The sequence below is a fragment of the Methylocaldum sp. genome, assembly GCF_039794385.1.
Classification (GTDB): Bacteria; Pseudomonadota; Gammaproteobacteria; order Methylococcales; family Methylococcaceae; genus Methylocaldum.
Genome location: NZ_JBDIVO010000148.1, coordinates 1 through 10,760, shown reverse-complemented (window position 1 = coordinate 10,760; position 10,760 = coordinate 1). Strand labels below are relative to the sequence as shown.

Genomic DNA, 10,760 nt, shown 5'->3' with positions numbered 1-10,760 from the left:
AATCGCCGCCTGGGAAGCGGATCGGAACGCCACGCAAGCCACCATCGACTGGCGCTTCTCCGTGACCGATGCCCGTGAAAAACTCAAGCGGCTTTATCCATCTCATTCATCGTGATGAACTACTAGTGCAACCAATTCTAAAAAGAAGCAGCTTATCGGCGCAGGGACGATCTCCATCCAAGAATCTGGGGAATTCCAGTTAAAGGTTTTTTTTGAACAGGCTTTTACGCTCGACGAGACTCTCGAACGCTTGAACTGGCAGGCCGGGAAAGTTATCGAGGAAGACCACTATTATGATTTGCTTGCTCACGATGTATCGGGCGAGGCTTGGAGAGCGAAAAGGCTACTCCCTGACCGAAGCTCCGGCCCTTGTGGTTCAATGATTACTGCCAGGTTTCAGGAACTAGAACTAGATCAATCCGAAGCCGGTCATCCAAACATTAAAGGGACTTCAGTTAATTTCTACTTCGACGAAATTATAAAGGTTCCGTTGAACACGGTAGTCCGCGAGGAGTCGATCGTAAACGAGAAAACGCGCTCGTTAAGTTCTGGGCTGAAGTTGGCTAGATTCTCTTCATTGGATCTGTCCTTTGAAGTGGACAACAGTAGTGGAAAAACTATCTTCCGGGCAGCATCAGAAGATCCGCAAGTCACTAATGTGCAGATCAATAGGATATTTGAAAGCTTTTGTTTTGTACTGGCCTATACGAGATCATGGTCAGCTTTGGTGGTATCACGGCCTGCTGGCACGGTTTGCCGTTTGCGTGCCGTCGGCCCTGAACATATAAAGACACGCGCATTTCCTCCTCTTCACATTAGTCACGATTCGGTTACTCAAACGGTTTGGTCGTTATTCGATAAGTATTTTGCTTACGTGAATCAGAATTTAGATGCGCCGTATCACCCCTTGTCAGTCTTATTGCGCACAGTAGCTGAGTCAGGGAAAGCGTCTCTAGACGTACAAGCGCTTACGTTGTCAGTTTCTGTCGAAAAGCTGCTTATGGAAGAAATGAAGGGCCTATATGACGTGTCAGAGGATCTGGTAAGAAACATTAGGTGCGCAAGCCAACTAATTACCGAATCAGGCGCTTTAGACGCTCCGTTCCGGAAACGCACGCTGGGAGCGCTTGGAGCCATGAAAAACCCAAGGGCGAAGGACGTTTTAGCTAAGTTGCGTCAGCGAGGTGTGATCGATGGTGAGTTGATCAAGACGTACGGCGAGTTGCGGAACAAGATGGCACATGGAGCGCATGATCCTGATGCGGATATTCAAGACTTTTTTAATCAGACAAATACCGTGTTGGTGCTTTTCTATCAGCTGGTGTTTCTGTTGATGGGTTACGTTGGCAGCTACACAGACTATGGCGAGTATGGTTATCCGACAAAGGAATTTTCCGGAAAGCTGGCCTAACATGACGCTCAACCTCGCTCCCTTTGGTCGCTGGAGGCTGCGCGATAAAGCCACGCAGCCGCGGTTACATTTACGTTGGGCCTCCACATGAATGCACCTCAAACATCCGTATATAGCCTGACCCTAGCGGTGGTTCAAGAGACAGAGCGCCGAGTTCTGACACTCCGTTCTACCGGTGCGATTCCTGATGCAATCATGCGCAACATCCTGTTCCCATTTCCGTTCCTTCAGCTCGGTATCGGTGAGTTATTTCGACCCGCATCGAAGTGGGCGTTTCTCAGTTTTGGGTTACTTGTCATAGCCGCATTCCTTATCCCACATGCTGGAGTGTCCACTGAAGCCAAGAGCTATATTTTCTTGGCCTGTACTTACGTGCCACTGTTCTTAGTGGTCTTCGCGGTGCCCAGCACGTTCGCATTCGACTCAATCAAAGCTACTCAAATTCAATCGTTGGCGGACTACATCTACGCGCTTGGAATCGACACCGAAGAGAAAATTGAGGCGATCGAGGAAAATTTGTCGAATGTTGCGGAACGTATATACGCGCGAATGAATAGAAAGGAGTCAGGCTTTGGTTATTTGCTATTACAGTCCACCTCCCTACGGGAAACGACGGCGCGTATTGAGCCGGGAGGCATCGGTGAATCTCGGAAGGCGGGTTACGCTGCGTAACCCGCCCTATCCGCGCTTCCGCGACGCCCTTGTGGACACTTGCCGCAAACAGGGCTTGCAGATACACGCCTACGTCTGATGGCCAACCATATCCACCTGCTCGCTACCCCGCAATTCGAGCACAGCTTCAGCAAGGTGTTTCAATCCGTTGGCCGCAAAGATGTGCAATATTTCAACGACACCTACCAGCGCAGCGGCACGCTATGGGCTGGGCGCTAGGCGACGATAGCATTGCTCAGCAAGCGACGCGCAGCTTCCAAAGGAGTTGGGCGTCCGAGGACGGAGAATAATTGTGTCTGACCTCATTTATCTATCTCCAAAGCAAGGAATGCAGATGAAAAAGTTCTTTCATTCCTCAAAAATTGAATCTAATACAAAGTTTGGCGAAGAGCATGCCGCAGGCGCAAAGGCGCATACGGCAGTAAACTGAGACATCACACGAAACTCTCTTCGGGAGAAGGGCCCATGAAAACAGAAGATCTGTTGCGAGAAATCGAGTCACTCCCTGTGGAGGAACGCGCGCGGGTAGCTGACTCAGTGCTCAAGAGCTTGAACCCACCAGAATCTGAAATCGACAAGAAGTGGGCTGAAGTGGCCAAACGGCGGCTGGAAGAGATTAAATCAGGTGCTGTTAAGCCGGTATCGGGAGAAGAGGTCTTTGAAGAGGTCTGGAAACGGTTTTCGTGATGAGACTCCTTCCGTCCAGAATGGCCGTAGGATGCGGTGACGATAGGAACCGCCCTTCGACTGGGCTCAGGACAGGCATCAATCGCGAACGATGCGGTTCGTTCCTTACCGCATCCTACAAAGCCGCTATTCAGGGCTGGCCAAACGCAGCGCTCAAAGGAAAGTGCCGCCTGTTGGCTGCTTTGAAGGTTGGTTTTTTGATCTGGTTCGGTGGCTTCGTTGAACATCCGTTGGCGGCGTGCCCCTTACCTTTGCGTTGGGCATAACCGGAAAGGTCATCATCATGCCAACAATTTCGATGTTTTACGCATCCTCATTCGAATGTTTTTCTATGATACGGACAAGCACAACGTGCCGCACATCCATGCCGAATATCAAGGCCAAGTAGCCGTTTACTCGATTCTCGACGGAGCCGTTTTGGCTGGAGAGCTTCCACCGAGGAAACACAAACTGGTCGTCGCATGGATTGAAATACACCAAGATGATTTGCTTGCTGACTGGCAATTGGCCGTCAACGGCAAGAAACCGTTCCCGATTCGAGGGCTTGATCAATGAATATTGCAGAAGTCATTCCACAAGATAATTACGTGCTGTACATCAAATCCGAAGATGGAAAAACCGGTTTATTTGACGTAAAGCCATATCTCGGCTCTGAAGCATTCTCACCGTTAAAAGACAAAGCCGAGTTCGAGCGAGTTCACAATGGTCGATATTTCGTCGAATGGGACTGTGGAGCAGATCTATCTGCGGATACTATTCAGGCACGCTGGGAAGCCACATCAACGAGGGATGCCCAACAAAGCGCTCCAGCGGACTCCGCTGATACTCCACCGCTGAGCTAATTCGTTAGGGAACCTCTGAACAAGTGGATTCCGTTCACGGTTCGACAAGCCTGTCCTGAGTCCTTCGACAGGCTCAGGACAGGCCCTTCGACTCGGCTCAGGGCGAACGGCCTACTGAGATAGGCTCTAAATATTTCGCCGATCAGCAGAAAACCAGGGAGCGTCTTTCCAATACTCGCCGTTGTTGGAGGCTGAGCGGCCGGATTGGGCACGAATCACTCGCGCGAGTTCGAAAAAGCGGGCGTTCACGGACGTCCGGTAGTGATCAGGGGGAGTGGCGGCCTTGGCCGAAAACTACGCACTCGAAAACAAACTTCCGGAGCTCGTTCTTGGCCGTCATTCAACATTGAAACAGCAAAGCGTCGAGGTAAAGGATCGGAAAAGAGCCGGCGAGTCCGGTACGTGTCCTCGGGGATCTCCACCGACGAGGAATGCCAGATCGCCCGGGAAACCATGGCCATCGTGCACGGCAGATCGGGTGCGGCCGGGCGTTAGGCGATACGATAGACAATGTTCTTATGCATATGGGTGCAGCATACCTAGACCCGAGTAAGGCGGCAGCAGTCTCCGGCGATGGCGGCGGAAGTGCCGGATGCGCTTTGCTTAATCCCGCCTACGCGTCCGCAGGGATATTTTTTCCGGGAAATCTCCTAAGGGGTATATTGCTTCTCGCCATCGGCACGGCACTTATGTTGCCGGCACTCTGCCGGGCACTGGACGGAGCAGATGCCGAGTCGTGCCCGGAGGGCGGGGCCGCGTCCGTTTGGACATCGCCGGAAAAGCCGGTGATCGGCGAGCCGCTCAAGCTCATGGTCGTGGCGACTGACGGGCCGGTGAGCGAACTGAGAGCCTTCGCGCCGGATGGCGCTGAACTAGCCTTGGCCGTCACCTGGCGGGGCGGACCTCCGTGGAGCGCGGCCTCCTTCATCGATCACGCCGTCCCTGGAGCCTACCGCATCGAAGCGCAGAGACGGGGCGAGATGGTCGCATGCCGCCGCCTGATCGTCGGCAACGACGCCGAGGCCGGATCGGAGCGCACCGGAGCCGAATGGGACCGGCGGCACGAGGCGCTATATTCCGCCTGGATCGAACGCCTTTTCGATGCGCCGATCGAGGAAAACTACACACTGCCCTCTCTCGAACCGATCCTCAGGAACCCGGAGCGGAACTTCCTTCACGATCACTTCGGCCAGGGCGAGGACGAGAGGCTTCCCGCCACGCCGGACTGCGCGGACCTCCCGTATTTCCTCCGCGCCTACTTCGCCTGGAAGATCGGATTGCCGGTGGCGTTTCGCGCCTGCGACCGAGGGACTTCGCTCAGGCCGCCGCGCTGCGGACCGGCCATCATCGACCAGCGCTTTTCGGCGAAATCGGCACCTGCTTCGGTCTTCAGAGATCTGTCCCGGCGGCTGATGGATACGGTTCACTCGGGGAATGCCCGAACGGCACTCGAAGACGACGGCACGGACTTCTACCCGGTCGAGCTCAAACGCGAAAACCTGTGGCCCGGCACGGTCTACGCCGATCCCTATGGGCATATCCTGGTCATCGTGAAATGGGTCCCGCAAACGGGCGATCAGGCCGGATTGCTCCTCGCCGTCGACGCGCAGCCGGACAACTCGGTCGGCCGCAAACGCTTCTGGGAAGGCACGTTTCTTTTTGTCGATGACGTGAAGAGCGCGGGTCCGGGCTTCAAATCCTTTCGGCCGCTCGGGAGAGAGGGGCAGGGGCCTCTGCGCCTCCAGAGCAACGCGGATTTGGCGGAGCATCCCTTCATCGCACCCTATTCGGCGGAGCAGGCCGAGCTTCCGGCGGAGGATTTCTACGCGCGCGTGATGCGGTTCATCAATCCTGAGGGGCTGGATGCCGAAAAAGCCTACGAATCCGTGCTCGACGCCTTGGTCGAACAATTGGAGACACGAGTTCACGCCGTCGAGAACGGCGAGAATTTTCAGAGGCAGCATCCATGGGCCATCATCCCCATGCCGACGGGGCCTTCGATCTTCGAGACCGTCGGACCCTGGGAGGACTATTCGACGCCCTCCCGGGACATGCGCCTCCTGATCGCCATGGACGTGCTGACACGTTTCCCGGAGCGCATCGTCCGTTATCCCGAGCTTTTCGTGCTCGGCGGACGGGTGCCGGAAATCGTCAGGGAAGAGATCGAGCAACGGCATCGGAAGCTGATACAAGAGCGGCAGGTTGCCTATACCCGGAGCGACGGTTCGACCTGGCGATTGACGGTCGCCGATATCCTGGCGCGGCGGCCGGCGTTCGAGACGGCTTACAATCCCAACGACTGTCCGGAATTCCGCTGGGGCGCCGAACCGGGAACGGCCGAATATGCCACCTGCGTGCGGCGTGCGCCGGCCGATCAGCGCAATCGCATGGAACAGTACCGTCGCTGGTTCCATGAAATGCGCAGACCTCCACGTTAAGGTTCCACATGGCGTTGGATACGGAAATCCATGAACCTCCCCGCTAGGCGCCCCGAACTGGAGCGGGGGATCGGATGGCTTGGCACGGGGGCGATCCTGGCGGGCACCGTGATCGGCACCGGCATATTCCTGGTGCCTTCGACCATAGCCCGCGAGGCGGGCACGGTCTGGGCGGTGTTCCTGGTCTGGCTGGCCGGAGGGCTCCTTTCGCTCGCCGGGGCGCTCAGTTATGCGGAGCTCGGCGCCACCTTCCCGGAAGCCGGTGGGGAATATGTCTTCCTGCGGCGTGCCTATGGCCCCTTATGGGGATTCCTCTTCGGCTGGCAACAGGTGGTCATCGGCAAGACCGGATCGATCGCCAGCGTCGCCACGGCGTTCGCCATCTTTCTCGGTTTCTTCATCCATGATCTCGATCAACCGGTTTGGGGGTCTTCCGTCGCCGGCCTGGATTTCACGCTCACCGGCGTCCAGCTCGCGGCACTCGCCAGTATCCTGGTCTTCACCCTCTTGAATTACGGCGGCGTCGTCCTGGGAAGCGAGGTACAGACCGTCCTGACGCTGCTGAAGGTTGGCGCCATCGTGGCCTTGGCGGCCCTGGGCCTCGCGAGCGGCGAAGGCTCGTGGGAACACTTTTCCGGTCCTGCCACGGCTTCGGCCCGGAACGGCATCGAATTCTATGGCGCCGCGCTGGCGGCCGCATTGTGGGCTTACGATGGCTGGAACAACGTGACCATGATCGGGGCGGAGATCCGGAATCCTCAGCGCACGATCCCGCGCGTCCTGATCTTCGGCATCATCGGCGTGATGGCCGTCTACCTCTTGATCAACCTGGCCTATTTCTACGTTCTGCCGCTAGCTGCGGTCCAGCAATCCGGGCGCTTGGCCCAGGACATGGCGTCCTCCGCCCTAGGGGAGTGGGGCGGCAGGGCGATCACGGCGGCGGCGATCGTGTCGACCCTGGCTACCCTGAACGGCGCCATCCTGAGTGGCGCCCGTGTGTCCTACGCGATGGCCCGCGACGGGCTGTTTTTCCGGCACATGGGGGAGGTAGATCCCGTGCATCGGACGCCGGCCAAGGCCTTGATCGTGCAGGGCCTCGCGGCGGGCGGCTTGATCCTGGTATTCGGTCGAGACGAGCGGGCCTTCGAGCACCTGTTCAATTACGCGATCTTCGGCATGTGGGCGTTTTACGGCATCACCGCACTCGCCGTGATCGTGCTGCGCCACCGTCAGCCGGCACTGTTAAGACCCTATCGGACCTTGGGCTATCCCTGGGTGCCCTTGGCGTTCTTTCTCGTGGCGGGTGCATTCTGCACCAGCCTGGCGATGCATAATCCGCGGGAGACCGGGCTGGGCTTGGCGCTCCTGGCTGGCGGATTGCCTTTTTATGCCTATTGGCGGTTCAGAATGAACGCCGGTTCGGGCGCGGGTCTTGAGTGACGCCGGCGAGCCCGCTCATCCATACCAATGCGATGAACGAACATCATGAACGGATGATTGAAGACCCGGCCGATCTGCTGGGGCCTGGATCTCGTCTTGAGTCGACGGCCCATTCGAGCGCCGACATTTCCTTAATCCAGGAAATAGCCGCCGAAAGGTTCGGGTATGCGGCCCGAGGGCGGGTCAGTGTCAGATTTTCTTACACCTGATTGGGGGTACCAACGCAATAACGGTAATAATCGAGTTTTCTCTCAACTTTCTGCTTCTGTGGTCCCTAGGGATTAGGCGAAACGGAGCGCTGGGAGGGGAATGTCATAGTAACAGTGTCAGGAATTTTTACGGTTTCATCCCCGTTGGCGTGGGCGGGCGTAGGATTAGCGAGGACGGAATGAACGTAACTAATTGGTTGTGAAGATAATTCTTCCTGATGGACGTGCTCTTGAGATGATCGGCGCGAATATTGCTGCGCTCGAAGGTCGGCCATTCCGGTTGTTCTTTACCAATCCAGAGGAGAATAAGGACATGTTCCAGCATTCCGTCATGCGATTCCCGGCGGCAACCTTGCCCAGATTTATCGTGCTGGCTTGCTCCGTCGCGCTCTTCCTGAGCGGGGAGGCGTCGGCCGTACCGTTCGATCCCAACATTTCCATCACGGCCACGGTCGACTTGGATGGTCTCAGTTCTTCCGCGCCGGCGGGATCCACCCAAACCGGGACTTTTTCCCAGGTGATCGGAGGCTCCCTGACGACCTCGACCGTGGACAGCGGTCTCAATCTCACCGGAACCCTGCCCTTGGGCGGCGCCCTGACCGATATCAATGACAGCGTCGGCATCAGCTTCACCGGCACCGGCAACTCCGCTGGCGGCTCCGGATCCTCAGACTTTTTCGGAAATTACGGCGTTACCCTGAGCAATGCCTCGGCGACCGATACCTTCCAGATCACCCTCGGCCTCCAATTTACCAATCAGGTCGATGCCAATGGAGACGACGTGGGCATCGAAGGGGACATCTTTCTGAATGATGGCGTGACGGAAATCTTCTTCAGCGATCTGATTTCCGACACTTTTTTCGGCGACTCAGCCGGCGGCTCGAACGACGGGACCACAGTGGATACACCTTTCGGGCCATTGGGCACCTTCGGTGCGTCCTTGTCGGACAGCGGCACCGTATTGCTCGATTTCCTTCTCAGCCCGGGCGCCATAATAAATCTGACCGGAGAGAACAATATGTTTCTGGCTCTGTTCGATGGCACTTATAGCGCCACCGTCGAGAGCCGGCTCTTTGTCAGCAGCGTGGTGAACCAAACCACGCCGCCGGCCGTTCCCGAACCCGCCACGTTCTGGCTGATCGGAGCAGGCTTAATGGGACTGCGGGCGACACGCCGATCCATCAAAGCAGATTAGACACTCAATCCTGCGAGAACCAACGATGAACACTCTGCACAACAGAATTCGCTCGGTATTGAGAGTCATCCTGTTCGGCGGCATGCTGTCGACCGCCATTTCGGCTTCGGCGGCAGGATCCGAGGACTATCTCGGCTCCATCGACTTTGTCGGTTTCAACTACGCGCCACGGGGTTGGGCCACTTGCGATGGACAACTCCTGTCCATCGCCCAGAATTCAGCGTTGTTTGCGCTGTTGGGCACCACTTACGGCGGCAATGGCCAGACCACTTTCGCCCTTCCCGATTTGCGGGGGCGAGTTCCCATGCATATGGGCCAGGGGCCAGGGTTATCCAACCGCATTCTCGGTGAAAATGGAGGTTCGGAAGCGGTGACTCTAAACGTCGGCCAGATGCCTGCGCACAGCCACCCCGCAACAACGACAGTTGATACGTCCGGGTTGAAAATCCGGGCAAACACCGGCCAGGCCGCCACCCCCAACCCGGCAGGGAATGCTCTGTCGTCGACCGGCCGTAATAACACCTACAACACGGCCGCGCCGGATGTCGACATGGCGGCGAATTCCGTCGGGGGTACGGCATCCGCGACAACTACCATCGGCACAAGCGGCGGCAGCCAGCCGGTCCAGATCATGCCGCCCTATCTGGTGCTCAACTGCATCGTTGCCCTTGAAGGTCTTTTTCCTTCGCGCAACTGACGTCCGATGGACAGGCGATTCGTTTTCAAGGTGCTTGCAAAAACCCCGGTTCGCCGGGGTCTTTGCTTTGTGGCCGGGTGGTTGGCCGTTTCGACATCCGTTTCTCTCGCGGCGGCCGAAGACTGGTCGGCCCAACTGAAAAAGGCCCAGGAATTGTTGGCCCGGCAGGATTATTCAAGGGCATATGCGGAATATCGGCGACACGCCGAAAAGAAAAACAACCCCCTGGCTCAGTTCACCCTAGCGCTGTTTTACGATCTTGGCTGGGGCCGCCCCAAGGACGCCGCAGAGGCGTGCCGCTGGTATGAGCGCGCGGCCAAGGCCAGGCTGCCAGCCGCCGAGCATTTCCTGGGCGACTGCTTGGTGAAAGGCGTTAACGGTCCGACCGACCCGGCCCGCGCGGCCGTCCTCTACGAGGATGCTGCCCAGGGCGGGCACTGGATTTCCCACTGCGCGTTGGCAGAGCTATACCTTCGCGGCACCGGTGTGCCCAAGGACCCGGCCAAGGGCGTCGCGTTGTGCGAACAAGTCGCGGCTCGAGGTATCGTCAAGGCGATGTACGCGACCGCCTTGCTTTACCTGGAGAGCGACCCGGCCGTGCAAGATTCCGCCAAGGGAAGGGCCTGGCTTGAGCAGGCGGCGCAACGGGGCTATGGGGAAGCTCAATATCGGCTCGGAATGATCGAACTCGCCGGCGGCCAGCAGCCAAAAAGTCCGGAGAAAGCCCGCTACTGGTTCGAATCGGCGGCCTCACACGGTTACGGCCCTGCTTACTTCCCAACCGCAGAATTGTATTTCACGGCGCCTCGCGACCCCGCCACCGGCAATTTGGCTCCCGAATTTCTCGCCAAGACGTATATGTGGCTTTCCGCCACCCTCCGGCGGGCGCCTGGTCCTGAAGAAGTGCGACGCGCTTCCGAGATGCTGGAGCAAGTGAACGCCGTTATGCCGGAGACATGGAAGCCCGAACTTGACGAGAGATTAGCCCGCCACTTTGCCGCCTTTCCTCCCCCGTGAGGATCGCTCTTTTTGTCTATATCCTCCTTGAGTCGCCCGAGGGTAAAGCAGTCGTTCAGAAATGGCCGGTATCGGCGAAGGCGAATGACCGTTCAGGCCGGAGGCTGTGTGAAAACGCAAAAATTGAAAATCGGGTGGAGAGGTTCCGCCGA

12 protein-coding genes are annotated in these 10,760 nt (G+C 57.4%); all 12 read left to right on the top strand.

Features of this window, described 5'->3' with window-relative positions; translation table 11 throughout:
- Positions 1-250 precede the first annotated feature (250 nt).
- The 12 genes from ABJK70_RS13485 to ABJK70_RS13430 all read left to right on the top strand — a co-directional run bounded on the left by ABJK70_RS13485 (position 251) and on the right by ABJK70_RS13430 (position 10,608).
- Positions 251-1,411 carry a hypothetical protein gene (locus ABJK70_RS13485; protein WP_347258223.1) on the top strand — a complete coding sequence of 387 codons (1,161 nt, stop codon included), beginning with the start codon at positions 251-253 and terminating at the stop codon, positions 1,409-1,411.
- 87 nt (positions 1,412-1,498) lie between these two features.
- Entirely contained in the window at positions 1,499-2,083 is a 585-nt protein-coding gene (locus ABJK70_RS13480) for a hypothetical protein (RefSeq protein WP_347258222.1), read from the top strand.
- Between the two features lie 78 nt (positions 2,084-2,161).
- Positions 2,162-2,302, top strand: coding sequence for a hypothetical protein (locus tag ABJK70_RS13475; RefSeq protein WP_347258221.1), 141 nt, complete (start codon positions 2,162-2,164; stop codon positions 2,300-2,302).
- Positions 2,303-2,375: 73 nt separating this feature from the next.
- Positions 2,376-2,513, top strand: a complete 138-nt coding sequence (locus ABJK70_RS13470) for a hypothetical protein (protein WP_347258220.1) — start codon at positions 2,376-2,378, stop codon at positions 2,511-2,513.
- 35 nt (positions 2,514-2,548) lie between these two features.
- Positions 2,549-2,770 (top strand): addiction module protein, encoded by a 222-nt coding sequence (locus tag ABJK70_RS13465; RefSeq protein WP_347258219.1) that lies wholly within the window; start codon positions 2,549-2,551, stop codon positions 2,768-2,770.
- Positions 2,771-2,989: 219 nt separating this feature from the next.
- Positions 2,990-3,325, top strand: coding sequence for a DUF4160 domain-containing protein (locus ABJK70_RS13460; RefSeq protein ID WP_245245519.1), 336 nt, complete (start codon positions 2,990-2,992; stop codon positions 3,323-3,325).
- Entirely contained in the window at positions 3,322-3,612 is a 291-nt protein-coding gene (locus tag ABJK70_RS13455) for a DUF2442 domain-containing protein (RefSeq protein WP_077728899.1), read from the top strand. The genes ABJK70_RS13460 and ABJK70_RS13455 overlap by 4 nt, the downstream gene beginning before the upstream one ends.
- 689 nt (positions 3,613-4,301) lie before the next feature.
- Positions 4,302-6,050 carry a hypothetical protein gene (locus tag ABJK70_RS13450; RefSeq protein ID WP_347258218.1) on the top strand — a complete coding sequence of 583 codons (1,749 nt, stop codon included), beginning with the start codon at positions 4,302-4,304 and terminating at the stop codon, positions 6,048-6,050.
- Between the two features lie 30 nt (positions 6,051-6,080).
- Positions 6,081-7,490: an amino acid permease gene (locus tag ABJK70_RS13445; protein WP_347258217.1), complete on the top strand. Its 1,410-nt coding sequence runs from the start codon at positions 6,081-6,083 to the stop codon at positions 7,488-7,490.
- A gap of 522 nt (positions 7,491-8,012) precedes the next feature.
- Positions 8,013-8,894 carry a PEP-CTERM sorting domain-containing protein gene (locus ABJK70_RS13440; RefSeq protein WP_168175353.1) on the top strand — a complete coding sequence of 294 codons (882 nt, stop codon included), beginning with the start codon at positions 8,013-8,015 and terminating at the stop codon, positions 8,892-8,894.
- Positions 8,895-8,919: 25 nt separating this feature from the next.
- Positions 8,920-9,591 (top strand): tail fiber protein, encoded by a 672-nt coding sequence (locus tag ABJK70_RS13435; protein ID WP_240502412.1) that lies wholly within the window; start codon positions 8,920-8,922, stop codon positions 9,589-9,591.
- A gap of 69 nt (positions 9,592-9,660) precedes the next feature.
- The gene (locus ABJK70_RS13430) at positions 9,661-10,608 is read left to right on the top strand and encodes a tetratricopeptide repeat protein (RefSeq protein ID WP_347258216.1); all 948 of its coding nucleotides are present in this window, start codon (positions 9,661-9,663) and stop codon (positions 10,606-10,608) included.
- Positions 10,609-10,760 lie beyond the last annotated feature (152 nt).

Coding starts and splice junctions, on each gene's coding strand:
- ABJK70_RS13450 (WP_347258218.1), top strand. CDS start 4,302: ATGTTGCCGGCACTCTGCCGGGCACTGGACGGAGCAGATGCCGAGTCG.
- ABJK70_RS13455 (WP_077728899.1), top strand. CDS start 3,322: ATGAATATTGCAGAAGTCATTCCACAAGATAATTACGTGCTGTACATC.
- ABJK70_RS13445 (WP_347258217.1), top strand. CDS start 6,081: ATGAACCTCCCCGCTAGGCGCCCCGAACTGGAGCGGGGGATCGGATGG.
- ABJK70_RS13440 (WP_168175353.1), top strand. CDS start 8,013: ATGTTCCAGCATTCCGTCATGCGATTCCCGGCGGCAACCTTGCCCAGA.
- ABJK70_RS13435 (WP_240502412.1), top strand. CDS start 8,920: ATGAACACTCTGCACAACAGAATTCGCTCGGTATTGAGAGTCATCCTG.
- ABJK70_RS13465 (WP_347258219.1), top strand. CDS start 2,549: ATGAAAACAGAAGATCTGTTGCGAGAAATCGAGTCACTCCCTGTGGAG.
- ABJK70_RS13475 (WP_347258221.1), top strand. CDS start 2,162: ATGGCCAACCATATCCACCTGCTCGCTACCCCGCAATTCGAGCACAGC.
- ABJK70_RS13480 (WP_347258222.1), top strand. CDS start 1,499: ATGAATGCACCTCAAACATCCGTATATAGCCTGACCCTAGCGGTGGTT.